Annotated in this window: 21 protein-coding genes and 2 tRNA genes; 19 read left to right on the top strand and 4 right to left on the bottom strand. The window is 63.8% G+C overall.

Annotation, left to right across the window (positions count from 1 at the left end; translation table 11 throughout):
• The first annotated feature begins 47 nt into the window (after positions 1–47).
• Genes CT3_RS08275 through CT3_RS08245 form a run of 7 tightly spaced genes read left to right on the top strand, consistent with a single transcriptional unit; the run spans position 48 to position 6,666 of the window.
• Positions 48–1,385 (top strand): NAD(P)/FAD-dependent oxidoreductase, encoded by a 1,338-nt coding sequence (locus CT3_RS08275; RefSeq protein WP_066535085.1) that lies wholly within the window; start codon positions 48–50, stop codon positions 1,383–1,385.
• Positions 1,382–2,134 (top strand): DUF1365 domain-containing protein, encoded by a 753-nt coding sequence (locus CT3_RS08270; protein ID WP_066535088.1) that lies wholly within the window; start codon positions 1,382–1,384, stop codon positions 2,132–2,134. Before CT3_RS08275 ends, CT3_RS08270 begins: the two co-directional genes overlap by 4 nt.
• Entirely contained in the window at positions 2,131–3,405 is a 1,275-nt protein-coding gene (locus CT3_RS08265) for an SAM-dependent methyltransferase (protein WP_066535093.1), read from the top strand. The genes CT3_RS08270 and CT3_RS08265 overlap by 4 nt, the downstream gene beginning before the upstream one ends.
• On the top strand, positions 3,402–4,013 hold the full coding sequence (locus tag CT3_RS08260) for a chalcone isomerase family protein (RefSeq protein WP_066535096.1): 612 nt from the start codon (positions 3,402–3,404) through the stop codon (positions 4,011–4,013). Before CT3_RS08265 ends, CT3_RS08260 begins: the two co-directional genes overlap by 4 nt.
• Positions 4,014–4,031: 18 nt before the next feature.
• Complete coding sequence (locus tag CT3_RS08255) at positions 4,032–5,312, top strand: MFS transporter (protein ID WP_066535098.1); 1,281 nt, start codon at positions 4,032–4,034, stop codon at positions 5,310–5,312.
• Positions 5,309–5,869: a DUF3833 domain-containing protein gene (locus tag CT3_RS08250; protein ID WP_066535109.1), complete on the top strand. Its 561-nt coding sequence runs from the start codon at positions 5,309–5,311 to the stop codon at positions 5,867–5,869. The genes CT3_RS08255 and CT3_RS08250 overlap by 4 nt, the downstream gene beginning before the upstream one ends.
• 5 nt (positions 5,870–5,874) lie before the next feature.
• A complete protein-coding gene (locus tag CT3_RS08245; protein WP_066536127.1) occupies positions 5,875–6,666 on the top strand; it encodes an SDR family NAD(P)-dependent oxidoreductase in 792 nt (263 codons plus the stop codon).
• 203 nt (positions 6,667–6,869) lie between these two features.
• Here CT3_RS08245 and CT3_RS08240 read toward each other — a convergent pair whose 3' ends face one another.
• Entirely contained in the window at positions 6,870–9,362 is a 2,493-nt protein-coding gene (locus CT3_RS08240; protein ID WP_066535111.1) for an arginine/lysine/ornithine decarboxylase, read from the bottom strand.
• 159 nt (positions 9,363–9,521) lie between these two features.
• Here CT3_RS08240 and CT3_RS08235 point away from each other — a divergent pair, with 159 nt between their 5' ends.
• From CT3_RS08235 to CT3_RS21220, 5 genes are all read left to right on the top strand, one after another.
• Positions 9,522–9,947 (top strand): NfeD family protein, encoded by a 426-nt coding sequence (locus CT3_RS08235; RefSeq protein ID WP_066535112.1) that lies wholly within the window; start codon positions 9,522–9,524, stop codon positions 9,945–9,947.
• A 127-nt stretch (positions 9,948–10,074) separates the two neighbouring features.
• On the top strand, positions 10,075–10,989 hold the full coding sequence (locus CT3_RS08230; RefSeq protein ID WP_066535114.1) for an SPFH domain-containing protein: 915 nt from the start codon (positions 10,075–10,077) through the stop codon (positions 10,987–10,989).
• Positions 10,990–11,081: 92 nt separating this feature from the next.
• A tRNA-Ser gene (locus CT3_RS08225) sits at positions 11,082–11,172 on the top strand.
• A 79-nt stretch (positions 11,173–11,251) separates the two neighbouring features.
• Positions 11,252–11,342 (top strand) — tRNA-Ser (locus CT3_RS08220).
• A gap of 342 nt (positions 11,343–11,684) precedes the next feature.
• Positions 11,685–11,834: a hypothetical protein gene (locus CT3_RS21220; RefSeq protein WP_172591826.1), complete on the top strand. Its 150-nt coding sequence runs from the start codon at positions 11,685–11,687 to the stop codon at positions 11,832–11,834.
• 153 nt (positions 11,835–11,987) lie between these two features.
• Here the strand turns inward: CT3_RS21220 and CT3_RS08215 are convergent, their stop codons facing one another.
• Entirely contained in the window at positions 11,988–12,623 is a 636-nt protein-coding gene (locus CT3_RS08215; protein ID WP_066535118.1) for an ArsR/SmtB family transcription factor, read from the bottom strand.
• 5 nt (positions 12,624–12,628) lie between these two features.
• Between CT3_RS08215 and CT3_RS08210 the strand changes: the two genes are divergently transcribed.
• The 4 genes from CT3_RS08210 (at position 12,629) to CT3_RS08195 (ending at position 15,982) form a co-directional block, all read left to right on the top strand.
• On the top strand, positions 12,629–13,009 hold the full coding sequence (locus CT3_RS08210; RefSeq protein ID WP_066535121.1) for a DUF1360 domain-containing protein: 381 nt from the start codon (positions 12,629–12,631) through the stop codon (positions 13,007–13,009).
• A 105-nt stretch (positions 13,010–13,114) separates the two neighbouring features.
• Positions 13,115–13,645 carry a phospholipase D family nuclease gene (locus CT3_RS08205; protein ID WP_066535123.1) on the top strand — a complete coding sequence of 177 codons (531 nt, stop codon included), beginning with the start codon at positions 13,115–13,117 and terminating at the stop codon, positions 13,643–13,645.
• Between the two features lie 122 nt (positions 13,646–13,767).
• Positions 13,768–14,130, top strand: a complete 363-nt coding sequence (locus CT3_RS08200; protein WP_127446195.1) for a hypothetical protein — start codon at positions 13,768–13,770, stop codon at positions 14,128–14,130.
• Positions 14,131–14,146: 16 nt separating this feature from the next.
• Complete coding sequence (locus CT3_RS08195; RefSeq protein ID WP_066535124.1) at positions 14,147–15,982, top strand: methyl-accepting chemotaxis protein; 1,836 nt, start codon at positions 14,147–14,149, stop codon at positions 15,980–15,982.
• A gap of 548 nt (positions 15,983–16,530) precedes the next feature.
• Here the strand turns inward: CT3_RS08195 and CT3_RS08190 are convergent.
• Positions 16,531–18,948, bottom strand: coding sequence for a membrane-bound PQQ-dependent dehydrogenase, glucose/quinate/shikimate family (locus CT3_RS08190; RefSeq protein ID WP_218333975.1), 2,418 nt, complete (start codon positions 18,946–18,948; stop codon positions 16,531–16,533).
• Positions 18,949–19,199: 251 nt separating this feature from the next.
• On the opposite strand from CT3_RS08190, the gene CT3_RS08185 reads away from it, so the two are divergent.
• Positions 19,200–20,144 (top strand): LysR family transcriptional regulator, encoded by a 945-nt coding sequence (locus CT3_RS08185; RefSeq protein ID WP_083520378.1) that lies wholly within the window; start codon positions 19,200–19,202, stop codon positions 20,142–20,144.
• Between the two features lie 272 nt (positions 20,145–20,416).
• Here the strand turns inward: CT3_RS08185 and CT3_RS08180 are convergent, their stop codons facing one another.
• On the bottom strand, positions 20,417–21,415 hold the full coding sequence (locus tag CT3_RS08180; RefSeq protein ID WP_066535139.1) for an aldo/keto reductase: 999 nt from the start codon (positions 21,413–21,415) through the stop codon (positions 20,417–20,419).
• Between the two features lie 618 nt (positions 21,416–22,033).
• Between CT3_RS08180 and CT3_RS08175 the strand changes: the two genes are divergently transcribed.
• Positions 22,034–24,739 carry a cation-transporting P-type ATPase gene (locus CT3_RS08175; protein ID WP_066535140.1) on the top strand — a complete coding sequence of 902 codons (2,706 nt, stop codon included), beginning with the start codon at positions 22,034–22,036 and terminating at the stop codon, positions 24,737–24,739.
• A gap of 254 nt (positions 24,740–24,993) precedes the next feature.
• Positions 24,994–25,803, top strand: a complete 810-nt coding sequence (gene blaOXA, locus CT3_RS08170; protein ID WP_115594679.1) for a class D beta-lactamase — start codon at positions 24,994–24,996, stop codon at positions 25,801–25,803.
• The last annotated feature ends 64 nt before the right edge of the window (positions 25,804–25,867 follow it).

Raw genomic sequence — 25,867 nt, 5'->3', positions numbered from 1 at the left:
TGACCTTGAAGGTACAAACTGTACCGTACAACCAGGAAAGGCATTCCATGCATCGCATTGCAGTCATCGGGTCTGGGATTGCGGGGCTGGCCGCAGCGCGGCGGCTGGCCAGCGCGCCGGGCGGGCATGGCGTAACCCTGCTGGAAGCGGGCAGCCATTTCGGCGGCCACGCCAACACCGTCGACATGACGCTGGAAGGCGTGAGCCAGGGCGTGGACACAGGCTTTCTGGTGTTCAACCACCGCACCTATCCGCTGCTGAAGCGTCTGTTCGAAGAACTGCAGGTGCCTACGGCGGCGGCCGAGATGTCGTTTTCTGTACAGGTGCCACAGGCCGATGGCCGCGCGGGCCTGGAGTGGAGCGGCAGCTCGCTGCGCGGCGTGTTCGCCCAGCGCCGCAATCTGCTGCGGCCGCGCTTTCTGAAGATGCTGGCGGAGATCCTGCGCTTCAACCGCCTGGCCACGCGCATCGCCCAGGAAGGCAACGAAGCACGGCTGCACAGCTCCATCGAGGTTTTTCTGGACGGCCACGGCTTTGGACCGGCCTTTCGCCAGGACTATCTGCTGCCCATGATGGGCTGCATCTGGTCCTGCCCCACAGACCAGATGCTGCGCTTTCCCGTGGCCACACTGATCCGCTTTTGCCACAACCACGGCCTGATCCAGGTCACAGACCGTCCGCAGTGGTACACGGTGCGTGGTGGCTCGCGCCACTATGTACGGCGCATCGTGGCCGCGCTGCAGCAGGATGGCCGCCACGAGGCACGCCTGAACACCCCGGTGCTGGGCCTGCGCCGCATGGCGCATGGCGTGCTGCTGCAAACGGCGCACGGCACGGAGCAGTTCGACGCCGTGGTGCTGGCCTGCCACAGCGACCAATCCCTGCGCCTGCTGGGCACCGATGCCACGCCGCAAGAGCACAGCGTGCTGGGCGCTATCCGCTACCAGCCCAACCAGGCCGTGCTGCACACCGATACCAGCGTGCTGCCGCACTGCGAAGCGGCCTGGGCTGCATGGAACTATGAACGCGCAGCCGATGCGGGGCGCGACCAGGCCGGCGTCTGCCTGCACTACCTGCTCAATCGCCTGCAGCCCTTGCCGTGGCAGCAGCCGGTGATGGTCTCGCTGAATCCGGTGCGCCCCATTGATGACAGCCGGGTCCATGCGCGCATCGCATACAGCCACCCGGTGTTTGACCTGGCCGCCATCGAGGCCCAGGCCCAGGTGGGTGCCCTGCAAGGCCAGCGCCGGACCTGGTTCTGCGGCGCGTGGTGTGGCTACGGCTTCCATGAAGATGGCCTGCGCTCGGGCCTGGACGCCGCCGACAGCCTGCTGCACACCTTGCAGACCTTGCCGTCCAGCCCCGCCATCGAGGGGGCCGCATGAACGCCCTGCCCCTTATCGGCTTTGGCCATGTCTGGCACCGCCGCCTGCGGCCGGTGGAGCATGCTTTTCGCTATCCGGGCTACTTCCTGCTGCTGCCGCTGCGCAGCCTGCGCACGCAGCCGGACCCCGTGCTGCGCCGCAACCGGCTCGGCTGGCTGAGCTTTCATGACCGCGACCACGGCGAGGGCGGGCCCGATGCGCTGGCCTGGTTCGAGCAGTTGTTGCACAGCGAAGGCATTGACGACGCCGATGGCGAAATCTGGCTGCACACCTTTCCGCGCGTGCTGGGCTATGTGTTCAAGCCCGTGAGCTTCTGGTACGCCCACCGCGCCGATGGCTCGCTCGCCACCGTGCTGGCCGAGGTCAACAACACCTTTGGCGAGCGCCATGCCTATCTGCTGGCCGGACCGGACCTGGCCTGGGGCCGTGAACAGGTGGCGCACAAGCAATTCCATGTCTCGCCGTTCTGCGAGGTGCGGGGCGAGTACCGCTTCCGCTTCGAGCGCAGCGGCAACCGCACCCTGGCGCGTGTGGACCTGCATGACGAGGACGGCCCACTGCTGCAGACCAGCGTGGGCGGCGTGCTGCATCCGCTGGATGCGCCCACCGTGCGCCGGGCCTTCTTCGGCACACCGCTGATGACCCTGGGCGTCATTTTCCGCATCCACTGGCAGGCGCTGCGCCTTTGGGCCAAGCGTGTGCCTTTCCATGGCAAACCTTCCGAGCCCAAGCGCTTTGTCACACGATGAATACCACCGCCGCCCCCCTGCTGAGCCCCTCCGCCGCCGCACCGCACCGCATGCCTGTACGGGCACGCCGTGTGCTGAACCTGCTCGAACGCCTGCCGCACGGGCAGCTGGATCTGGAACAGCCCGACGGCCGCCTGCTGCACCTGCCCCGCCCCCAACCCGGCCCTGGCCCCGCCGACGCGCATTGCGTGCTGCACCACTGGCAGGCGCTGGAGCGTACCCTCAAGTCGGGCGATATCGGGCTGGCGGAAGGCTATATCGCTGGCGAATGGGACAGCCCCGATCTGGCAGCCCTGCTGCGCCTGTGCATGACCAACCGCGACCATGTGCAGCGCCTGGTCTACGGCAGCTGGTGGGGCCGGCTGGGCTACCGCCTGCGCCACCTGCTGCAGCGCAATACGCGGGCCGGCAGCGCCCGGAACATCCATGCCCACTACGACCTGGGCAATGACTTCTACCGCCTGTGGCTGGACCCTGGCATGAGCTACAGCGCCGCCTGGTTCGAGGGGCGCACCGGCGATGCACTGCACCAGGCCGACCTGCACGATGCCCAGCAGGCCAAGCTCAGGCGCACCTTGAACGAGGTCCAGCTGCAGCCCGGCCAGCGCCTGCTGGAGATCGGCTGCGGCTGGGGTGGACTGGCCGAAACAGCGGCGCACGAGTTCGGCGCCCGGGTCACAGGCGTGACGCTGTCGCGCGAGCAACTGGTCTGGGGACAGCAGCGCATGCTGCAGTCCGGCCTGGCCGACACCGTGGACCTGCGTTACCAGGACTACCGCGACCTGCCTGCCCTGCATACGGGCCAGCCCTTCGATGCCATCGTCTCCATCGAGATGTTCGAGGCCGTGGGCCACGCGTACTGGCGCGGCTATTTCGAGACACTGCGCGCCTGCCTCAAACCCGGCGGTCTGGCCTGCATACAGACCATCACGCTGCGCGAGGACCTGTTCGCACGCTATCTGCGCTCGACCGACTTCATCCAGCAATACATCTTCCCGGGCGGCCTGCTGCCCAGCATTTCCGCATTCGAGCAGGAGGCGAGGCGCGCAGGCCTGGTGGTGGAAGGCCGCATGGCCTTCGGCCGCGACTATGCAGAAACGCTGCGGCGCTGGCACCAGTCCTTCGCAGCCCAGCTCGAGGCCGTGCGCGCCCAGGGTTTTGACGAGCGATTCATACGCATCTGGACCTTCTACCTCGCCTACTGCGAGGCGGCCTTCGACACAGGCAACACCGATGTCGTCCAGTTCACGCTGCGCAGGCCCCTGCCATGAAGCCCCTCCCGCCCTTACAACCCCGCGCGCGCCGCCGCCAGGCCCTGGCCTGGGGCGCTGCCTCTGCGCTTGCCCCCTCTCTGATCGCCATGTCCAACGCCCTCCATGCCATGACCCCGGCGGCAGCCCACGCTGCAGACCTGCCGACCGAACTGCGCAGTGCCCAGCCTGCCAGCCGCCTGGTGGGTACCGGGGTGCTGCGCTTCTTCGGCCTGCGTGTCTACGAAGCACGGCTGTGGGCGGCACCCGGGTTCCTGCCCGAGGACTACGCCCGCCACCCGTTTGCGCTGGAACTGGTCTATGACCGCAAGCTGGAAGGCGCGGCCATTGCCGAGCGCTCCATTGCCGAGATGCGCCGGGTGGGCAGCTTCACCGAAGCGCAGTCCCGGCAATGGCTGGAGCTGATGCAGCAGGCATTCCCCGACGTTCAGCCCCGGGACCGGCTGCTGGGCCTGAACGACGGCCAGGGCGAGGTGCGCTTCTTCCACAACAGCCGCCCGACTGCGCAGATACGCGATGCCGAGTACGCACGCCTGTTCTTCGGTATCTGGCTGGCCCCGCAGACCTCGGCGCCCGCCATGCGCACCGCCCTGCTGGGCCTGGGCTAAGCACCACGGAACCAGGCCATGGATTCGCACCCCGCCGCCGCCCCCCAACTGCCCTGGCGCACAGGGCTGGCCTATGGCGGCCTGGCGGCGCCGCTGGCCTTCGTGTCCCTGCCGCTGTATGTGAACCTGCCCTACCACTACGCCAGCGTCGCAGGTGCACCGCTGGCCGGCCTGGGCGCCGTGCTGCTGGCCACGCGCGCATTGGATGCCCTGGTCGACCCCGCCATCGGCCGCCAGGCCGACCGGCTGCTGCGCCGGGGCACGGCCAGCGCCGCAGCTGCGGCCGCGCTGGCAGGCCTGCTGATGGTGCTGGGCTTCGGGGCCCTCTGGCGTCCGCCGTTCGGTGCGCAAACACAGGTGGGGCTGCTGGGATGGCTGGCCTGCAGCCTGCTGGTGTGCACGCTGGCCTATAGCTTCCTCACCATCCTCCACCAGGCGTGGGGCACCCGCTGGGGCGGAGCCCCCGCATGGCGTGCACGCGTCACCGCCTGGCGTGAGGGAGCCACCCTGGTGGGCGTGCTGCTGGCCAGTGTGCTGCCTTCCTGGCTGGGACTGGATGCGACCACTGCCGTGCTGGCCCTGGGCCTGGTGCTGGGCCTGACCGGGCTGTACCGGCTGCAGGCGCCCGTGGCGCAGCAACAGCCCGCCGACGGCCCTGCCGCTTCACCGTGGGCGGATGCCGGCTTTCGCAGGCTGCTGTCCATCTTCATGCTCAACGGGGTAGCCGCCGCCATCCCAGCCACCTTGCTGCCCTTTTTCGTGGCCGACAGGTTGCAGTCACCCGCATTGCAGCCGGTACTGCTGTTGTGCTTTTTCGGCGCGGCGGCTATGGGCCTGCCGCTGTGGGTGAAGGCCGTTTCCCGCTGGGGTCTGGCGCCCAGCTGGCGCGCGGGCATGCTGGCCAGCGTGCTGGTCTTTGGTTGCACGCCCTGGCTGGGAGCTGGCGATGGCATGGCCTTCGCAGCGATCTGCCTGGCCAGCGGGTTGGCCCTGGGAGCAGACCTGGCCTTGCCAGGCGCCCTGCTCACGGGCGTGATCCACAACTCCGGTGAAGGCGGTCGGGGTGAAGGCCGCTACCTGGGCTGGTGGACCTGCGCCACCAAACTCAACCTCGCCCTGGCGGCAGGCCTGGCTTTGCCGCTGCTGTCACTGGCGGGCTACCGCAGCGGCGGCACCGATCCGAACGGCCTGCAGGCACTGGCCTGGGCCTATGGCGGGCTGCCCTGCCTGCTCAAGCTGGCAGCGGCGGCGCTGCTCTGGCGCGCCGAGCAACTGCATTCTTCCTGGAGGCACACATGAGCCACATCTCCCACTCCATTTCGTTTTCGCCACTGCGGCGCATCTGCCTGGGGGCAGCATTGGCACTGTCTGTGGCAGGCTGTGCCGGGCCTTCGGTACAGGACTACGCCAAGGAGCAACCGCAGTTGGATCTGCGCCAGTACTTCAACGGACCGCTGACAGCGCATGGCATGTTCACGGACCGCTCGGACAAGGTGGTCAAGCGCTTCACCGTGCGCATGACAGGCCGGTGGAATGGCGACGAAGGCACGCTGGAAGAACAGTTCGTCTACAGCGATGGCAGCACGCAGCAGCGAACCTGGCATCTCCGCCACCTGGGCAACGGACGCTACAGCGGCCGGGCCGACGACGTGGTGGGCGAGGCACAGGGCCAGAGTGCAGGCAATGCTATCCGCTGGAGCTATGTGCTGGCCTTGCCCGTGGACGGTCGGGTCTGGAACGTCCGCATGGACGACTGGATGTACCTGATGGACGGGCGCACCCTGCTCAATCGGACCGCCATGAGCAAGTTCGGCCTGCACCTGGGTGATGTGACGCTGGCCATCACAAAGGAGTGACTGCCATGCCACTGTTCTCCCACCGTCTGAACCCACCGCTGCGCGACTGGCAGGGCCGCACTGCATGGATTCTGGGAGCCTCTTCGGGCATAGGCCGGGCCACGGCCGAAGCACTGTACAAACAGGGAGCAGGCGTGATCGTCTCTGCGCGGCAGGGCGATGCGCTTCAGGACTTCGTGCAGGGCCATCCGGGCTGCCTGGCCCTGCCGCTGGACGTGACCGATGCCCCCGCCGTGGCCGCAGCCGCTCAGGCCGTGCAGGTCCATGCGGGTAAGGCGCCCGATCTGGTGCTCTACTGCGCAGGCCACTACCTGCCCCAGCGCGCCACGGCCTTCGACCTGCCCGAGATGCAGCGCCACCTCGCCGTGAACTATGGCGGGGCGCTACACCTGCTCGATGCCGTGCTGCCCATGCTGCTGGCCACAGGACAGGGGCATCTGGCCCTGGTCGGATCGGTGGCCGGCTACCGAGGGCTCCCCATGTCTCTGGCCTACGGCCCGACCAAGGCGGCACTCAACAACCTGGCAGAAAACCTCTACCTGGACCTGCACGGCGCAGGCCTGGGCGTGTCCATCATCAACCCCGGCTTTGTCGATACGCCGCTGACGGCCCAGAACCGCTTCAGCATGCCGGCTCTGATCAGCGCCGACGAGGCCGCCCGGCACATGCTGCACGGCTGGGCACAGGGGCGCTTCGAGATGAATTTTCCGCGCCGCTTCACGCGCTGGATGCGCTTGCTGCGCTGCCTGCCCGACGCCTGGTATTTCTCGGCCGTGCGCCGCTTTACGCGGGCCTGAGATGCGGGTGCTTTCGGTGCCCGCATGGGAGCAGTCATTGCGCGCGGCCTGGCACTGCGGGTGCGCCAACCTCGCACAGCAGTCGGGCGCCACAACCGCTGGGCCATGACCCGCACATGAAACAAGCCCGCACCTTGCGGAGCGGGCTTGGCGATAGCAGCTATCGGCCTGTCAGGGCATACCCTGAGCACGGCACCTGAAGCTCATGCCTTCGTTGCCTTGGCGGTCTTCACAGCGGGCTTCTTCGCCGCTGCGGCAGGCTTCTTGGCGGCGGGCTTGGCCGCTGGCTTGGCTGCCACCTTCTTGACCGCAGCCGCCTTCACGGCAGGCTTGGCCGCCGGTTTGGCACTGGCCGTGCGGCTGCGCGGCGCGGCCGCCGGCTTGGCCACGGGTTCTGCCACGCAGTCGGCGTAGTAGCGGATGTTGCCGTTCTCGTCTTCCAGTTCCACCAGGCCGTGGATATCGGTCTCGAAGCCTGGGCATTCCTTGGCAAATTCGCGGGCGAACACCAGGTAATCCACAATCTTCTTGTTGAAGACTTCTCCGGGAATCAACAGCGGAATGCCGGGTGGGTACGGCGTGACCAGACCCACGGTGGTGCGGCCCACCAAGTGATCGATCTCCACACGCTCGGTCTTGCGCTGGGCAATGTGGGCGTAGGCATCCGAAGGTTTCATTGCCGGCTTCAGATCGGACAGGTACATCTCCGTCGTCAGGCGGGCGATGTCGTACTTGGCGTACAGCTCGTGCACGTGCTGGCACAGATCCTTCAGACCCATGCGCTCGTAGCGGCGGTGCTGCTGCACGAACTCGGGCAGGATGCGCGCCAGCGGCTGGTTGCGGTCGTAATCGTCCTTGAACTGCTGCAGCGCAGTCAGCATGGTGTTCCAGCGGCCCTTGGTAATGCCGATGGTGAACATGATGAAGAAGGAATACAGGCCGGTCTTTTCCACCACCACGCCGTGCTCGGCCAGGTACTTGGTGACGATGGACGCGGGAATGCCGGTGTCGGCAAAGTCGCCATCCAGATCCAGGCCCGGCGTGACGATGGTGGACTTGATCGGGTCCAGCATGTTGAAGCCGTCAGCCAGGTCGCCAAAGCCGTGCCAGTTGTCGAATTCCTTGCCGCTCTTGCCCTTGGCCTTGTGCTTGCGCGAGGCATCGGGGCCACGGATGATCCAGTCCTGGGCCGAGCCTACGCCTTCTTCGGCCAGGGCTTCTGGGCCCCAGACTTCGAACCACCAGTCGTCGTCACCGAACTCGTCGTCCACCTTGCGCATGGCACGGCGGAAGTCCAGCGCTTCCAGGATGGACTCTTCCACCAGCGCAGTGCCTCCGGGCGGCTCCATCATGGCGGCCGCCACGTCGCAGCTGGCGATGATGCTGTACTGCGGGCTGGTCGAGGTGTGCATCAGGTACGCCTCGTTGAACAGCGGGTGGTCCAGCTTTTCGGTCTGGCTGTCCTGCACCAGCACATGCGATGCCTGGCTGATACCGGCCAGCAGCTTGTGGATGGACTGGGTGGCATACACCACGGAATGCTTGGGACGCGCACGCTTCTTGCCCATGGCGTGGTAGCTGCCATAGAAGGGATGGAAAGCGGCGTGGGGCAGCCAGGCTTCGTCGAAATGCAGGTTGGCCACATAGCCGTCCAGCATGCCCTTGATGGTTTCGGTGTTGTACAGCACGCCGTCGTAGGTGGACTGCGTCAAGGTCAACACGCGCGGCTTGACGGCCTTGGCATCCACGCCCTTGAGCAGCGGATTGGCCGCAATCTTGGCCTGGATCGACTCCACGCTGAACTCGCTCTGCGGGATCGGCCCAATGATGCCGAAGTGGTTGCGCGTGGGCTTCAGGAACACCGGAATCGCACCCGTCATGATGATGGAGTGCAGGATGGACTTGTGGCAATTGCGGTCCACCACCACCACATCGCCGGGGGCCACGGTGTGGTGCCAGACGATCTTGTTGGAAGTCGACGTGCCGTTGGTCACGAAGTAGCAATGATCGGCATTGAAGATGCGCGCGGCATTGCGTTCGGACTCGCCGATGGCGCCGTTGTGGTCCAGCAGCTGGCCCAGCTCTTCCACGGCATTGCAGACGTCAGCGCGCAGCATGTTCTCACCGTAGAACTGGTGGTACATCTGGCCCACGGGGCTCTTCAGGAACGCCACGCCACCCGAGTGACCGGGGCAGTGCCAGCTGTACGAACCGTCTTCTGCGTAGTCCAGCAGCGCCTTGAAGAACGGGGGCTGCACGCTTTCCAGGTAGCTCTTGGCTTCGCGGATGATGTGCTTGGCCACGAATTCGGGGGTGTCCTCGAACATGTGGATGAAGCCGTGCAGCTCGCGCAGGATGTCGTTGGGCAGGTGGCGGCTGGTCTTGGTCTCGCCGTAGATGTAGATCGGCACCTCTTCATTCTTGCGCCGCACTTCACCGATGAAGTTGCGCAGGCTGTGAATGATGGGGTCCTTGTCGCTGCCCAGCGTGAACTCTTCATCGTCGATCGACAGAATGAAGGCGCTGGCCCGGCTTTGCTGCTGCGCGAACTGGCTCAGGTCGCCGTAGCTGGTAACGCCCAGCACTTCGAAGCCCTCTTCCTCGATCGCATGCGCCAGGGCGCGGATACCCAGACCCGAGGTGTTCTCGGAACGATAGTCCTCGTCGATGATGACGATGGGAAAACGAAATTTCATGCGCAGCCCCGTGCAACCGGGCCTCATAAATAACGAAACAGGCGCGAAGTGTAAGTAATATCGAGGGCATTCCCTGCGGTTTGCCCGCAATTCATGGCAAAACGGGGTTTTGTTACCAACATACTGCGCCGCACGACGGCGCCGAAAGGACTGCAGACAATGGAGGCAAGCACCTGGTGGTGGATTCTGGCGGGCATGGCCGTAGTGGCCGAACTGCTGACGGGCACCATTTATCTGCTGATGATCTGCCTGGGCCTGGCAGCCGGCGCGGTATCGGCCCACCTGGGTCTGGGCATGCCACTGCAAATCGTGGTGGCCGCCGTGGTGGGCGTGCTGTGCGTGCTGGTGGCGCGCCGCATCCGCCGCGTCCGCAGCTCTGGTCTGCCGGCTTCGGCCGATCCGGCCATGAACCTGGACATAGGTGAAACCGTCACCGTCAACCAATGGGAAGCCGATGGCACGGCCCGTGTCGCCTACCGCGGCGCACAATGGACAGCCGTGCTGCGCGCCGGCTCCATGCCGGCACCCGGCCAATACCGCGTGGTCGAGCTGCAAGGCAACCGCCTGGTGGTGGACAAGGCCTGATCCAGGCTTGCCGCTTACAGACCTCTTGCCCTCGATATCCTGATCCCTATTGGCTGCCCATCCAGCGCTGCTGCAGCGCGGGCAGCCCACTTTTTTGCAACTCCCCTTTCATGCTGAAGGAGCATCCATGGAAATTGCCATCGTCCTGTTCGTCATCGCCATCATCTTTGTGGCGCAATCCGTCAAGGTCGTCCCCCAGCAGCACGCCTGGGTCAAGGAGCGCCTGGGCAAGTACGCCGGCACCCTCACGCCCGGCCTGAACTTTCTGGTGCCCTTTGTCGACCGCGTGGCTTACAAGCACAGCCTCAAGGAAATCCCGCTGGATGTGCCCAGCCAGGTCTGTATCACGCGCGACAACACCCAGTTGCAAGTCGACGGCATCCTGTACTTCCAGGTGACCGACCCCATGCGTGCCAGCTATGGCTCGTCCAACTACATCATGGCCGTAACCCAGCTGGCACAGACCTCGCTGCGCAGCGTGATCGGCAAGCTGGAACTGGACAAGACCTTTGAAGAGCGCGACATGATCAACGCCCAAGTGGTGTCCGCCATCGATGAGGCTGCGTTGAACTGGGGCGTGAAGGTGCTGCGCTACGAGATCAAGGATCTGACGCCGCCCGCTGAAATCCTGCGCTCCATGCAGGCCCAGATCACCGCCGAACGCGAAAAGCGCGCGCTGATCGCTGCCTCCGAAGGCCGCCGCCAGGAACAGATCAACATCGCCACCGGCGAACGCGAAGCCTTCATTGCACGCTCCGAAGGTGAAAAGCAGGCCGTCATCAACAAGGCCCAGGGTGAGGCCGAATCCATCAAGGCCGTGGCCGAAGCCACTGCCACCGCCATCGAACGCGTGGCCACTGCCATCCGCCAGCCCGGCGGCGAACAGGCCGTGCAGCTGAAGGTGGCAGAAAAGGCCGTGGAAGCCTACAGCCAGGTGGCAGCGGACTCCAACACCACCCTGGTGGTGCCCAGCAACATGACCGAAGTCTCGGGCCTGATCACCTCCGCCATGAAGATGGTGCAGGTCGGCAAGAGCGTCTGATTTGCGACCCCGCTCCCGCGTGCCTGCACAAAAAAACAGGCACTTCGCCGGGAGCGGCGGAATTTCAGGCTAGAATTGCGGCTTCATCACACGGAGCGGTGGATGAGTGGTTTAAGTCGCACGCCTGGAAAGCGTGTGTGGGTTAATAGCCCACCGCGGGTTCGAATCCCGCCTGCTCCGCCAAATGAATTTTCAAAACCAAGCTGCCAGTAGAGCTTGGTTTTTTGTTTCCCTCCAGGGAAACAACGCCGGTTATCAATGTGGAGCGGTGGATGAGTGGTTTAAGTCGCACGCCTGGAAAGCGTGTGTGGGTTAATAGCCCACCGCGGGTTCGAATCCCGCCTGCTCCGCCACATTGAACCCCAAGCCCCAGTTACGCAAGTAGCTGGGGCTTTTCTCATTGTCCCGCGCCCTCTCACAACCAGCATCAGCTCGCGCCACCCATCTTCGCTCCACATGGCCCTCGGCAGCGCGCACCAGTGCAAAAAGTGCCATCCCAACAAGAGCGTCGCCCGCAGGCAGCAGCAGATTTCGCCGCCCGGCCCCATCCTCCCCATCGTTTGCTGCACCATCGGAAGCACGCCAGCCAGCAGGAACAGGCCCTACAGCAAGCAACGACACCGCCCTCTCGCACACAGCCGGCTCCAGCCATCTGCCGCCACAGGGTGTGCCAACCCAACCACGCAGATCAAGCCATGAAAATTCTCACCCGATTCTCGACCCTCGCCGCAGGTGCTGGCATAGGCATGCTGGCAGCCGGCATTGCAGGCGACCGTCCTGGGCTGTGGCTGCCCGGCACATCGCTGTTCTGCGTAGGCGTCGTTCTGTTCGGGCATCCAAGCTGATGCGCAAGCCCGCCAAGGAGCAGTGAGCCACAGGCAACGGAGCAGCCTACCAGTTGCTCCGCGCCGCTGAAGGCTTGGCGCCAGCGACGAAAGCGGCTCGCCATGGGCTTCCCTCCTGCAGACGCCCCTGGCGCAAAGGGATAGTGCGCGGGCTCAGGCCCCGCCCTTCTCGCTGACCATTCCGGCCTGCTCCCATTCCGGCACGCCCCCCACCAAGCGCTGGGCCTGGTAGCCGTGGCTGACCAGCAGCTCCACCGCCTTCGTGGACGAGATGCAGTAGGGATCGCGGCAGTAGGCCACGATGTCCGTCTTGGGCAATTTCCGCATCCGTGACTGCAGCTTGGCAATCGGAATGTTCACCGAGCCCGGGATATGGGCTTGCGCAAACTCGGTCTCGGACCGCACATCCACCAGCGTAATGCTCTGCTCTGCCATTCTGCGGCGCAGCTCGGCCACCGTGATGGCCTCCAGCTTGAGCGACTGGAAATCCAGCGCCAGCGTCTGCTGCAGCGCTCTGCGCTGAAACTCCGCATAGTTGCGCAAGGCCGCCAGCACTTCGGTCAACGGGCCTGCGCCCAGTCGGTAGAGCATCTGCTTGCCCTGCCTGCGTGCCGTCACAAAACCGCCGCGCTTGAGCGTCTGCAGGTGCTGCGAAGCATTGGCAACGCTCAGTTGCGCAAGCTCCGCCAGCCGCTCCACCGCCATCTCCGCCTGTGACAGCTGCTCCAACAGCGCCAGCCGCTGCGGGTTGCCCAGCGTCTTGGCAATGTCCGCGAATTGCGCCAGCACGCTTCATGGAAATCATTTGGGCCCACAGTGCCGCAGCGCTGTGGATGTGCGTGGTCATCGCGGTAGCTGCCGCCAGCATTTCCTACACCGTCACCATGACGGAGCTGTTTGCACCACTGCGTTCCTGGAGCCAGAAGCTGGGCCACATGGTGGGCTATCTGTTCACCTGCTTTTATTGCATGAGCCACTGGGTCGTCATCGCAGCCGTGCTGGTCTACCAGCCGCGCCTGATACACAGCAACATGCTGGCCGTCGACCTCATCGTGTCGATCTTCTTCACCATCACGATCGCCGCCCTGGTGTGCGGCCTGCTGTTCAGGGTCTTTCTGAGCGCCATGGCGATGAAGCTCAAGCAACAAGAAATGGCCGCTGTCATGCACAAGTAGCACCGCGCCACCATCATGGTGGCCGGTTTCCGGTTTCTGCGTTCTACTCCCTGCCATCAGGATCACCAGTCCACATCCACCATTGCTGCGCAGAGGCTCGCCCACATGAACCGGAACCCCATCCCCGCCATCGCTCTGGCAGGCCTGCTGGGACTGCCCATCCTTTCCAGTGCCGCACCCAGCGTACAGGTGGGCTTCTCACCCGAAGGGTCGGCCCGGCAACTGGTGCTGGACACCATCACCAGCGCCCGGACCAGCATCCAGATCCTCGCCTATGCCTTCCAGGCGCCGGACATAGCCCAGGCCCTGGTCGATGCCCGGCAACGCGGCGTGCTGGTGCGCATCGTGGTGGACAAGAAACGCAACACCGGCAAAGCCAGCCAGGCCGCAATGGATCTGGTGGTGCGCAACGGCATTGAACTGCGCACCAACGACCGCTTTCACATCCACCACGACAAGGCCATGATCGTGGACGGTGATGCCGTGGAAACCGGTTCCTTCAACTACGCCCCGTCGGCCGAGACCGCCAACTCGGAAAACGTGGTGGTGATTCGCGGCATGCCGGAAGTGACCCAGCAGTACCTCCAGCATTGGCAGTCCCGCTGGAAGCTGGGAGTTCCCTACCCGGTGCGCTGACGACGCTGGCCGCCACGCCACACGACGCGACGCGACGCGGCCCGCGGCCCGTGGTCTGCGGCATCCGGTAACCGAACCAGGCGACCGTTCCAGCAGCGGCTCCTGCCTGCGCTGGAAAGACCATGGCGGCCAGCACTGCCCAGCAAGGGCGGCAGGGCATGACCATGGCTCCCTTCCACCGCGTTGGCAGCAACGCCAGTTCTGAAAATAAGACCCATCCCAGCGTACCGGGGCGCTTCTCGCCCAATGGCCCGGCCCGGGCACAGGTGGTGCACACCACAAGCGACACCGGCAAAGCAAGCCGGGCCGCAACGGACCTGATGGGACGCAACAACATGGGACCGCGAGACGCCGACCGCTGTCACGTTCACCACGACAAGTGCCGCCAGAGATATGAAAAAGATTTCATTTTTCACATCTCTCAAGTTTTCTCGTGCATTTCCGAGAACAAGGGTAGTTGTGCATCTTGTTTCACCCCCTGTTGAGTGCCTCGGATTCCGTATGTTCCATACCCTTCGTTCAAAAATCCTGGCCATCAGCACGGCCACCGTGGTGGGCGCACTGGCGATCACCGGTGCTGCCAGCTACACCATCGCCCGCACCAGCAGTTTCCAGACGCTGGCGCAGGACCTCAATGCCATCACGGCGGGCAACACCATGGCTGTCGACCAGTGGGTGGCCGCCAAGGCGCAAGCCGTGACCGCCGCCGCAGCTGCCATCGAACACGGTGACCCGCGCGACCTGGCGGCCCACATGGGCCAGGCCAGCGGTTTCCCCATCACCACCGTGGGCTGGGAAGACAAGAGCTTCAAGTCCACCACCCAGACCGCCGCTGACTACGACCCTACAGCCCGGCCCTGGTACAAGGCCGCCGTACAGGCCGGCAAGCTGACGGTGACCAAGCCTTATGGCGACTCCAGCACCGGCATACCCTATGTGGCCTTTGTGGCGCCCTTGCAGGCCGCCGGTGTGCGCGGCGTGCTCAGCGGCGCCGTGCCCCTGGATGGCGTACGCGCCGTAGTGGCAGCCATCCACCCCACGCCCAGCAGCAGCGGCTGGGTGGTCAACACCGAAGGCCTGATCTTGGCGCATGCCAACGCGGAGTACGCGCTCAAGCCTGCCACCTCGCTCTCTACCGAGCTGACGCCTGCAGCGCTGGCTGCGCTGGCCAGCGCCCAGGCGCCCATGCGGTTGGACCTGGGCGGCCGCCCCCAGTTGCTCAAGGCCCAGACGGTGGCCGGAACCGACTGGCTGCTGGTCGTTGCCCTGGACGAGGCGGAAGCCACGGCCGGCCTGTCCAGCCTGTTGCATACACTTATCGCCGCCATCGTGATCCTGGCCCTGGTGGCCGCCGCGGTGGCTGCCGCGCTCACGGCGACATCCTTCCGCCGCCTGTCTCAGGTGCGCGACGCCATGAACCGGATCGGCTCGGGCGGCGGAGACCTTACCCAGCGCCTGCCCGTGACCGGCCGGGACGAGGTGGCACAGATTGCCGTGGCCTTCAACAGCTTTGTGCAGCAGATCGGTGTCGTGTTGCAGGACGTGCGCAATCGCGTGGACTCCATGACCACCGCCACCGACGAGATCAAGGCCGGCAACGTGGACCTGTCCACCCGCACCGAGGACTCGGCCAGCAGCCTGCAGGAAACCTCGGCCGCCCTGTCCCAGCTCACGGTCCATGTGCGCCAGTCCGCCGACGCCGCAGCGCAGGCCACGCGCCTGGCCGATGCCGCCAGTGAATCGGCCAACCGTGGCGGTGCCACCGTGAGCAGTGCGGTCGCCACCATGGATGAGATCGCCCAGTCCTCGACCCGCATTGGCGAAATCATCAACGTGATCGATGCCATTGCCTTCCAGACCAATATCCTGGCACTCAACGCCGCCGTCGAGGCCGCCCGCGCGGGCGAGCAGGGCCGCGGTTTTGCCGTGGTCGCCAGCGAGGTTCGCTCTCTCGCCCACCGCAGTGCCACCGCCGCCAAGGAGATCAAGGCCCTGATTGACGCCTCGGGAGCCAGCGTACGCACAGGCACGGAGCGCGTGCGCGCCTCGGGCGCCACCATGGGAGAGATTGTGGACAGCATCCAGCGGGTGGCCCGCATCATCAATGAGATCCACGGCTCCATGGCAGAGCAGAGCACGGGCATTGATCAGATCAACCAGGCCGTGGCAGAAATGGATCGATCCACCCAGCAAAACGCCGCCCTGGTCGAGCAGTCCACGGCCGCCTCGGGCGTGCTCAACGAACAGGCCCACCACTTGTCCGATGCGGTGAGCCGGTTCACGCTGTCCACAGAGGATTCCAGCCAATCCTCCAAGCTCCTGCAGTTGTCTCGATAACCTAGTCTGCCGCGTGCCGATCGAAGCCGCACATGTCGGGCACATGCCGGCATCGAAGGCCGGGCAGCAGGCGCTGGTGTCGAAAGCGGAAGCGCTGCGGCGCCTGAAACACCGCTGCACCGCATGACCGGAGCGTGACAGCTGAGAAAGGCCGCTGCGCACCTTGCCAAGCAGTTCAGGTGAAGTACGCCTTCACAAGGTGCACCGCACTCATGCTGTGCGCCATGGCCGCAGATGCCCCAGTCTCGCGCAGGATGCGTTCGACCATCTGGCTCTGGATTCCCTCAACACAGCCTGGCTAAACCAAGTCGCCTCAACCTGACGCGCTGTCGAGCCTGCGAAAACGCGGGCCGTATCGGAGTACGGAGATCACAAGCCAGGACAGGTTTCCGAACGCCCTGGCATGGTGAACCCGCCTGGCTCGTTGATAAACCCGATGTATCGAGCCCAGGCGTGGTGCATGAAGAAGCGGCACCAGGGTCATCGGGACACAAAAAAGCCACCCAAGGTGGCTTTTTCTGTGCAGATCCTGTCGTCCGTGGATTCAGTTATTTCTGCGGCAGAGCCCAAGCAATGATGCTGTCACCCAGCTTTGTTGGGATACGTTCATGTCCGCCCACCACGGCTACCACGTACTGACGTCCATTAGCCATGAAGGTCAGGGGTGATGCCTGATTGCCTGCGGGCAAACGCTGTTCCCAAAGCAGCTCGCCAGTCTCGCTGTTGTAGCCACGGATAAACTGGTCCAGGGCTGCACCGATGATGGTGACACCGCCAGCAGTGGTCACGCCAGTGCCATCGCTGGGTGTACCGATCTCCCACTTGGTGCGCGAAGGAATCCCCCAAGGGCCGCTGTCGTAGCCAGTACCGAAAGGGCGACTCCAGACCACTTCACGCGTGCGCAGGTCGATGGCCGACAGGAAGCCCCAGGGTGGCGCGATGCAGGGCTGGTTCAGCGACGACATCCACGGACCTTTGGAGGCGCCGTAAGCCTGGCCTTCCTGTACACGGAAGCCCTTACTTTTACCTGGGGCCTGCTGGAAAGACTTCGCCCCCATAGCATCGAGCTTTTCGCGCGATACCAGGCTTTGCATATAAGGCAGACGCTGGTTGTTCAAAAGCAGCAGGCCACGTTGCAGATCCACCATGACCCCGCCCCAGTTCAGACCACCATGGTGGCCCGGGTAGACCAGCGTTTGCTGGTCTACACGCGCAGGCGTCCACTGGCCTTCATAGTGGGCCTGACGGAAGTCGATGCGGCACTGGATGTGGTCAAACGGCGTCAGCCCCCAGGTGCTGGCTTCGGTCAGGAGCTCATGTGCCTTGCCCGGGCGGCCCATGGTATTGGGCATATCCAGTGACATGGGCTGGGTAGCGGCTGTGCGCTCCCCTGGGACATCGGTCTGAGGCACGGGCACTTCGGTCACGGGCACCAGAGGCTGACCGGTGACGCGATCCAACACAAAGATCTGTGCCGACTTGGTGGCTTGGATCACAGCCGGGCGTACGCCGTCGGGCGTGGGGAAATCCACGAGGTTGGGCTGTGGACTGAGGTCGTAATCCCAGACGTCGTGGTGCACGGTTTGAAAATGCCAGCGCGGCTGGCCAGTGGACGCATCCAGCGCAACCAGGGCAGAGCTGTACTTGCCCTCCTGCTCAGTGCGGGTGCCGCCGTAGAAGTCGCCGGCCGCATTACCCGTGGTCACATAGACCAGACCCAATTCGTCGTCCGCAGACAGCGGAGCCCAGGAGTTGGGTGTGCTCAGCGTATAGGTCTCACCTGCCGGCGCAGGTGTGTTCACGCCCGGGCGGCCCAAATCCCACGCCCAACGCTGCTGACCAGTGATTGCGTCATAGCCGCGCACTACACCTGACGGAGCTGGGCGCACATCAGAGTCGATGACTTGCCCTCCTGTGACGATGGTGCCGCGAATAATGGTGGGCGCAGAGGTGATGGCCGTTGATCCTGGGCGGAATTTGCCCAAGCCTTGTTTGAGATCCACAAATCCCCCCTGGCCGAAACTTTCGCAAGGCTGGCCCGTGGTGGCGTCTACCGCCCCCAAGCGCACGTCGGTTGTGCCCCAGATCACGCGCCGCGCGCAAGCTGAGTCCGGCTGTGCGCCAGGTACCTCAAAATAAGCAACACCACGGCAATTGGCGCCGCCACCCTTCAGGTAAACCGGATCCACCTTGGAATCGAAACGCCAACGCTCCTTACCCGTAGTGGCTTCCACCGCCACAATTACCTGCGTAGGAGTGCAGGTGTAGAGCAAATCCCCAATCTTGAGCGGCGTGGACTCATTCAGGTAAGCGACCTTGCTGCCTGCGGGCTTGACGTCACCATGGTGGTACTCCCAGACTTTTTCCAGCTGGCCGATGTTGGTCGGCGTGATCTGAGCTGCTGCGGAATAGTGGTTCCCCATATTGGAGCCGGCATAGGCTGTCCAATTGGTCTCGTCATGGCTTGCAGCGATGTTGCCGTCGGGCGAGGTCATTTGGGAACGGCTGAAGGGTGCGGCCGGGCGTTGTTGAGCCAAACTTGTGTCGGCCAGCTGCACTGCGGAGGGAAACTGGATGGGCACAAGAATGGTCAGCAACATGACCAGAGGCAAGGCCCCATGCACGGCAGCATATGTGCGTGGACGTATGTTGGGCAGCATACGCAGCACTACAGACCAGCATGCCAGCCACAGGAAGCTGACTGCTATCAGCCAGGCCAGACGCGGGATGTAGGCCCAGCCGTTGCTGCCCGACTCCCAGATCGACCATACATAAGTCGCCACCGAAAGCAAGGCAAAAAGCCAGAAGCCCAATTGCTTTCGCTGCAGATGTAGAACACCTGAAGCCATGAGCAGGACTCCGGTCAAGGCATAGACGAAAGAGCCTCCCACGGCCAGCAGGCGCACGCCGGCAAACAGCAGGGCCGCACCTAGCACGATCATGGCCGCGGCAAGCAGGATGAACACGACAAGGCCGCCTCGCCCAACACGGGCTGGCGGCGTTAGAGAATCCGAAGAAGTCATAAATGGTCTGGCAAAGACAGTGGAAGGCAGGGCAACGCTGCACATGAGCGCAAGAGCAACTTAAAGAGCGCGTGGCTCTGCAGGCGGGGTGCCGACTTTACGTGTTCCAAATTGGAATCTGAAGCGGTAATAATTGATCACCAGCCATTCCATTTCAGAACTTTCAGAACTCTCTTCTCTACCTTTTCTTGTCTATGCGGGACCTGGATTTAAGTAACTTGCGCCTGTTTGTGACCGTATGTGCCACTCGCAGCCTGGCACAGGCAGGGGCACAACACCACCTTGTGGGATCGGCCGTGAGCAAACGTATGCAACAGCTCGAAGCTCAACTTGGTTCGGTACTGCTGGCACGTCATCGGCGGGGCGTGCTGCCTACCGCTGCAGGCGAGGTCCTCCTGGGCCATGCCAAGGCCATACTGGAACGTGCAGACAGTGCTGTGCAGGAGCTTTCCGGTCTGTCATCCGGCATCAAAGGCGAGGTTCGGATAATGGCCACTTTATCGGCGATCCTGGGGCAACTTCCAGACGACATTGCCGACTTTCTGGCCGATCCGACCCATCGACAAATAGATGTCAGCGTGACTGAATGCAATGGTCGCGAGATCGTGCGCAGCCTGCGTAGCGGACAAACTGCAGTGGGCCTTTGCTGGGATCGAGAGGCGCTGGATGGCTTGCATGTCCGGCCCTACATGCAGGATCGGCTGGTAGCCGTGGTAGCTCCTCACAGCGTGCTGGCACACCGTAGCCAATGCAGCTTTGAGGACACGCTGGACTTCGACCATATCGGCATGCCAGCTTCCACAGCGCTACGGCAGAGCCTTGACCAAGCTGCCGTACATCTGGGGCGGGTGATCCGCTACCGCATGAATGTCACCACAATCGACAGTGTCCTGCGCGGCGTGCGTGCAGGTTTGGGCTTGGCCGTTGTACCCGACAGCCTGCTGCGAAACGTAAGCGATGGCCTGCGCTACTTGCCATTGATCGACTCCTGGGCACGGCGCCAGCTCGTAGTCTGCTCGCGCCCCCCCCAGGAGCTAAGTCCTGCTTCGCAGTTATTGGTCCAGCATCTTGAAGCGGTAGGTCTCCGCGATCTGGCAGCAACAACATCTAAATCCTCGGTCGGACTGCAACAGTCGTAGATCGGCCAAAAGCAGCGTTTAGCGACCCTTTGCCTAACTGGGCTAACGCAACGGACTCGCACAATTCTCCGGTAATTTGGCCGTCGGGGAAAGCTGCTCGTCCTGCTTGAGGCACACCACAAACTGGCGTCTCGCCCAAGAGTCCTGCAGAGGGATCACACGCATAGGAGCACCGTCCACCCAAGGGCTCAAAAGTGTCTCGTGAAACCGGGTCAATCCATGGCGCGGCAAGGAGAGAGGCTTATGCCCACTCGCTTTGCATGGCCGAACGGTCACTCGCTTTCGATTCCGGTGAAGCCCGCCTCAGGGTAGCGTTCGCCAGCCACACGCCCTGGTGCGAACATCTCATCGAGTTCTTGAATTTGCTTTGAGGTGAGTGTCACGCTGGAAGCGCTGACATTGCTCTCCAGATAGCTCACCCGTCGCGTACCAGGAATTGGAATGACGTTCTGGTGCTTGTTCAAAATCCACGCCAAGGCAACTTGGGAGTTTTTCAGCCCATAGCGTGAAGAGAACTCCGTCAGCTCGCTGACGAGTTGCTGGTTCTGTGCCCCAGCATCGCCGTTGAATTTCGGGTTGGAACGCCTGAAATCATTCGACGCCAGTTCGTCCACATTGACTGGTCCGGCAAGAAAAGAGCGGCCAAGGGGACTATAGGCAACAAAGGTCGTTCCTAATTCGGCGCAGGTGTCCAGCATCGCGTGCTCAGGCTCTCGGCTCCAGAGAGAGTATTCACTCTGAATGGCTGCAATGGGGTGGATGGCATGGGCCCGCCTGAGCGTTTGCGGGGAAACTTCCGACAGGCCGATTGCAGCGACCTTTCCTGCGGCGACCAGGGCGGCCATGGAGGACACGACTTCCTCAATGGGAACAGAGAGGTCTCGCCGATGGCAGTAGTACAGGTCGATTCTTTCGACGCCGAGCCGCTTCAGCGACGCTTCACAGGCCTGCCGAATGTATGCAGGCGAGTTGTCGATGCGGCGCTCATACTTCCCTTCAGAGCGAACAATCCCGAATTTGGTGGCAAGGACTATTTGGTCGCGCTGTGCTTTGCCAAGGTGAGCAACAAACTGACCGAGGAGTTGTTCGTTGCGGCCAAAGCCGTAGGTGTCTGCGGTGTCGAAGTGGGTGACGCCGACCTCCAGTGCTCGCGCCAGGACTCGAAGCGAATCTGCGTCGTTGCTTTCTCCATAGAACTCGCTCATTCCCATGCAGCCCAGGCCTATGGCTGAAGAGAGCTTTCCCTTGTCTCCCAGTTTGCGCTGCTCCATCTCTATGCACTCCTCTGAATTGCTTTGATCGGACTATCTCCAAGTAGACAGCCGCCCATGCATGCTACAGGTACGCGGCCCCATCAAGCGGCGGCGCAAGGCCATCCGCCCCGCGCAGACAAAGCACCACAGCACGGAGCCGCCAGGAAGCCCGCCAGGCATACAAGCTCAGGAACTGCCAGCATGCGCTGATAGCTCAGGAACACTGCACCGGGTCTGGGTGGTACCGCACCACCCCGCGCCCTCCCGCTTCCAGCGATGTGCGGTCCAGCCGGATGCGTTCGTACCTTTGGGTATTCACGCTGGTGACAAATTCACCGTGGAAATGTGGAGCGAACGCCTGCCCGTGGCAGTCGAAATAGGCGACGTCCACAGCAGGAAGTAAGCAGCGGGCGAAAGAATGCACTGCGGCAATGCAACGGCGACTCCAGAGGCAAAAAACGCCATCGGGCCGCCACATTGCTGTCATGCCGATGGCCGCCGTTCTGCCCATGGTCAGTGGCAAAGCTTGCTGAGCGCCTATCATTTGCCGCAGCGTTCTCCACGGTAGCTATCCAACCGGGCACAGATCCGGCTCACACACGTTTCAGTTTCAGTTGAATCGTCAGGGAGTCTCAGATGCAGAAACAGAGCCGCGTTGCCGATTGGCACGCGTTGCCGGCCGATGCCGTACTCACCCAATTGCACACGACCGCCGCCGGACTGGACTCCGGCCAGGCCGGTGAGCGCTTGCAGCAGCAAGGGCCCAATGCCCTGCCCGCTGCCGCGTCACGCAGCATGCTGGTGCGCTTTCTGTCGCAATTCAACAACCTGCTGATCTATGTGCTGCTGGGCTCGGCCGTGGTCACGGCATTGCTGCAGCACTGGGTCGATACTGGGGTCATCCTGGCGGTGGTATTGATCAATGCCATCTTTGGCTTTGTGCAGGAAGGCCGCGCGGAAAAAGCGCTGGATGCGGTGAAGGCCATGGTCTCCAGCCGCGCCAATGTGCTGCGCGACGGCCTGCGCAGCTCCGTGCCTGCCGAAGAGCTGGTGGCAGGCGACTGCGTGCTGCTGGAAGCCGGAGACCGCGTCCCAGCCGATGTGCGCCTGCTGCGCGCCAGCAGCCTGAAGCTGGATGAAGCCATGCTGACCGGCGAATCGGTCGCCGTCGACAAATCGGTCGACCCCGTGGCTGCCGATGCCGCCCTGGGTGACCGCTTCTGCATGGCCTACTCCGGCACCCTGGTCGCCGCAGGGCAAGGCCTGGGCGTGGTGGTGGCCACCGGCCCGCGTACCGAGCTGGGCCGCATCAGCACCATGCTGAGCACGGTGGAGACCCTGGCCACCCCGCTGACCCGGTTGATGGACCGCTTTGCACGCCAGCTCACCATCACGGTGCTGAGCCTGTCCGCCCTGATGTTCTGCTTTGCGCTGTGGGTGCGCCATTACGACCTGGCCGATGCATTCATCGCCGTCGTGGGCATTGCGGTGTCGGCCATCCCCGAAGGCCTGCCCGTGGTCATGACCATTGCACTGGCCATTGGCGTGCAACGCATGGCTGCGCGCTATGCCATCGTGCGCAATCTGCCGGCGGTGGAAACGCTGGGCGCAGTCTCGGTCATCTGCTCCGACAAGACCGGCACCCTCACCCGCAACGAAATGAGCGTGCGCGCCGTGGTGCTGCCCGGCGCCAGCTTTGACATAGAAGGTGAAGGCTATGCCCCCCAGGGCCGCTTCAGTCTGGCGGGCCAGCAGGTGGACCCCGCAGCCCACCCGGCGCTGCTGCAGTTCGCCCGGGGAGCAGCCCTGTGCAACGACGCCCACGTGCGACAGGCCGACGACGGCACCTGGACCGTGGAAGGCGACGCCATGGAGGGCGCCCTGGTGGCATTGGCCAGCCGCGCCGGCCTGGACGTGGAGGCCTTGCGTCTGGACTGGCACCGCCTGGATGAAGTGCCGTTCGATGCCGTCCACCGCTTCATGGCCACCCTGCACCGGCCTGCCGACGCCCTGGCAGTGGTTTTTGTCAAAGGCGCACCCGAGCAGGTGCTGACCATGTGCGTGGACCAGCAGGGCCCCGAAGGCTTGCAGCCGCTGGACGCCCCCTACTGGCTGCAGCAGATCGACGCCCTGGCCGCCCGGGGCTACCGCGTACTGGGCCTGGCCAGCCGCGCCCCGGCACGCGGCGCAGACAGCGTGGACATGGACGATGTGAAAGACCTCACCCTGCTGGGTGTGCTGGGCATGATCGACCCGCCGCGCGACACCGCCAAGCAAGCCGTGCGCGAGTGCCGCAGCGCTGGCATCGCCGTGAAGATGATCACCGGCGACCATGCCACCACCGCCGCCGCCATTGCCAAGGAGCTGGCCCTGGCCGACACCATCCGCGTTACTTCGGGCCATGAGCTGGACGGCCTCAACGACGCCCAGCTGATCGACGTAGCCAGGGCCTCCACGGTCTTTGCCCGCACCAGCCCCGAACACAAGCTGCGGCTGGTGCAGGCCCTGCAGGCAGACCGCAGCGTCATTGCCATGACCGGCGACGGCGTCAACGACGCCCCGGCACTCAAGCGCGCCGACATCGGCGTGGCCATGGGCATCACCGGTACCGCTGCTGCCAAGGAAGCCGCAGGCATGGTGCTGGCCGACGACAACTTCGCCACCATCGTCGCTGCCGTCAAGGAAGGGCGCACCGTCTACGAAAACCTGCGCAAGGTCATTGCCTGGACCCTGCCCACCAACGGCGGCCAGGCCATTGTCATCGTCTCGGCCATCCTGCTGGGCCTGTCGCTGCCGGTCACGCCGGTGCAGATTCTCTGGGTCAATCTGATCACTGCCGTGGCGCTGGGCCTGACACTGGCGTTCGAGCCGCCGGAGCCCACGCTGATGCAGCGCAAGCCCCGCTCCCCCGACGAACAGCTGCTGCAGCCCTATCTGCTGTGGCGCGTTGCCCTGGTGTCGGTGCTGTTCGCCATAGGCTGCTTCGGCATGTTCGAATGGTCGCTGCAACGTGGTGACTCGGTCGAGCTGGCACGCACCATCGTCGTCAATGCCCTGGTGATCATGGAAATCTTCTACCTGTTCAGCGTGCGCTACATACAAGGCACCTCGCTCAGCCTGCGCGGCGTGCTGGGCACCCCGGCCGTGCTGCTGGGCGTGGGCGGCGTCATCCTGGCACAGCTGCTGTTCACCTACACCCCGCCCATGCAGGCGCTGTTCGACAGCCGCCCCGTCGACATGACCGCAGGCCTGCTTTCCATCGGGCTGGGCGTGCTGCTGCTGGTGCTGCTGGAAGTGGAAAAGCTGGTGGTGCGTCTGATGAACCTGGATGTCCGGGGCTAGGGTGAGAGGGGCATTGCTGGCGGGGCGCCAGCTGCCAGCCTGCCCCGTGGCATGAAGCAGCAATGCATCCTCACGGTCCCCTATCGGTCATTTGAGCAACGATGCGGTCGACGGCCCCATGACGGGTTTCAGGTGTGCGGCGAACAGGAGCTGGTGAACCATAGCGATCGCCCCTGGGCGCTTCACGTGGGCAGTGGTGTTTCGGGCGACACTACAGCTTTCCATTCAAGCGTCCAAATGCCCAAAGCCTCCGCCTGCCTCATCACCGCATTTTCTGCTTTTTAGGTGTTTTCGGCGCCCCTCTCGCACGCAGGCGAGTTGTGCACCCCACCCTGGTTGTGGATGCAACAACAGGCGATACCGTTGTCCGCAGTGGTGCCAGTTGCGCACAGCGCATCACGCCGGCATCCACGTTCAAAGTCGCCATCAGCTTGATGGGGTTTGACTCTGGCGTGCTCCAAAGCAGTCACCGCCCAGCATGGCCCTATCGAGCTGGTTACCCCGACTGGGCAGGGGATGCATGGAAGGGAGATATTGATCCAGCCGGTTGGATGAAGAAATCCGTCTTCTGGTACTCCCAACAGGTGGTGAAACAACTCGGCCAGACTCGCTTCGATTCCTATGTGGCCTCCTTCAACTACGGAAACCAAGACACCTCAGCTGTCCAGGTGCAACACCCTGAAAACCAGGGTGTCTGGGTCATGTCGTCGCTCCAGATTTCCCCCATCGAGCAGGCTGCATTCCTGAGAAAGCTGGTCAATCGCCAGCTCCCCGTGAGCGCTGGTGCTTATGGGATGACGGAAGAGATCACCCGACAGGAAGATCTGAACGGTTGGCGGATCTACGGGAAAACAGGCACCGGGTCACCGGGGCAGGACCACAAGTACCAAGCTGATCAAGCCTATGGCTGGTATGTCGGGTGGGCCAGGAAAGGCGCGCAAGCCATGGTGTTTGTCCGCCTTATTCAAGATGAAAAAGTGCAATCCCCCAATGCAGGCTTGCGGGCCCGCAGCCAAATGTCCGAGCAGCTGCTTTCGGTCACCACCCTCAACCCAACGCGTTGAGGGCAGCGTCTGCAACTGGCGGGCGACCGCAGGAGATCCACCCGTTGCAGCCGCACCGCACTCC

Source organism: Comamonas terrigena NBRC 13299 (assembly GCF_006740045.1).
Lineage (GTDB): Bacteria > Pseudomonadota > Gammaproteobacteria > Burkholderiales > Burkholderiaceae_C > Comamonas > Comamonas terrigena.
The sequence above is the reverse complement of the archived record's forward strand: the minus strand, read 5'-3'. Positions and strand labels throughout refer to the sequence as shown.

Excerpts from the sequence above, each read along its gene's own strand:
- CT3_RS08235 (WP_066535112.1), top strand. The coding sequence starts at position 9,522 with ATGGAGGCAAGCACCTGGTGGTGGATTCTGGCGGGCATGGCCGTAGTG.
- CT3_RS08265 (WP_066535093.1), top strand. The coding sequence starts at position 2,131 with ATGAATACCACCGCCGCCCCCCTGCTGAGCCCCTCCGCCGCCGCACCG.
- CT3_RS08195 (WP_066535124.1), top strand. The coding sequence starts at position 14,147 with ATGTTCCATACCCTTCGTTCAAAAATCCTGGCCATCAGCACGGCCACC.
- CT3_RS08180 (WP_066535139.1), bottom strand. The coding sequence starts at position 21,415 with ATGGAGCAGCGCAAACTGGGAGACAAGGGAAAGCTCTCTTCAGCCATA.
- CT3_RS08185 (WP_083520378.1), top strand. The coding sequence starts at position 19,200 with ATGCGGGACCTGGATTTAAGTAACTTGCGCCTGTTTGTGACCGTATGT.
- CT3_RS08200 (WP_127446195.1), top strand. The coding sequence starts at position 13,768 with ATGGCGGCCAGCACTGCCCAGCAAGGGCGGCAGGGCATGACCATGGCT.
- CT3_RS08245 (WP_066536127.1), top strand. The coding sequence starts at position 5,875 with ATGCCACTGTTCTCCCACCGTCTGAACCCACCGCTGCGCGACTGGCAG.
- CT3_RS08240 (WP_066535111.1), bottom strand. The coding sequence starts at position 9,362 with ATGAAATTTCGTTTTCCCATCGTCATCATCGACGAGGACTATCGTTCC.
- CT3_RS08260 (WP_066535096.1), top strand. The coding sequence starts at position 3,402 with ATGAAGCCCCTCCCGCCCTTACAACCCCGCGCGCGCCGCCGCCAGGCC.
- CT3_RS08275 (WP_066535085.1), top strand. The coding sequence starts at position 48 with ATGCATCGCATTGCAGTCATCGGGTCTGGGATTGCGGGGCTGGCCGCA.
- CT3_RS08175 (WP_066535140.1), top strand. The coding sequence starts at position 22,034 with ATGCAGAAACAGAGCCGCGTTGCCGATTGGCACGCGTTGCCGGCCGAT.
- CT3_RS21220 (WP_172591826.1), top strand. The coding sequence starts at position 11,685 with ATGAAAATTCTCACCCGATTCTCGACCCTCGCCGCAGGTGCTGGCATA.
- CT3_RS08250 (WP_066535109.1), top strand. The coding sequence starts at position 5,309 with ATGAGCCACATCTCCCACTCCATTTCGTTTTCGCCACTGCGGCGCATC.
- CT3_RS08230 (WP_066535114.1), top strand. The coding sequence starts at position 10,075 with ATGGAAATTGCCATCGTCCTGTTCGTCATCGCCATCATCTTTGTGGCG.
- CT3_RS08205 (WP_066535123.1), top strand. The coding sequence starts at position 13,115 with ATGAACCGGAACCCCATCCCCGCCATCGCTCTGGCAGGCCTGCTGGGA.
- CT3_RS08270 (WP_066535088.1), top strand. The coding sequence starts at position 1,382 with ATGAACGCCCTGCCCCTTATCGGCTTTGGCCATGTCTGGCACCGCCGC.
- CT3_RS08255 (WP_066535098.1), top strand. The coding sequence starts at position 4,032 with ATGGATTCGCACCCCGCCGCCGCCCCCCAACTGCCCTGGCGCACAGGG.
- CT3_RS08210 (WP_066535121.1), top strand. The coding sequence starts at position 12,629 with ATGGAAATCATTTGGGCCCACAGTGCCGCAGCGCTGTGGATGTGCGTG.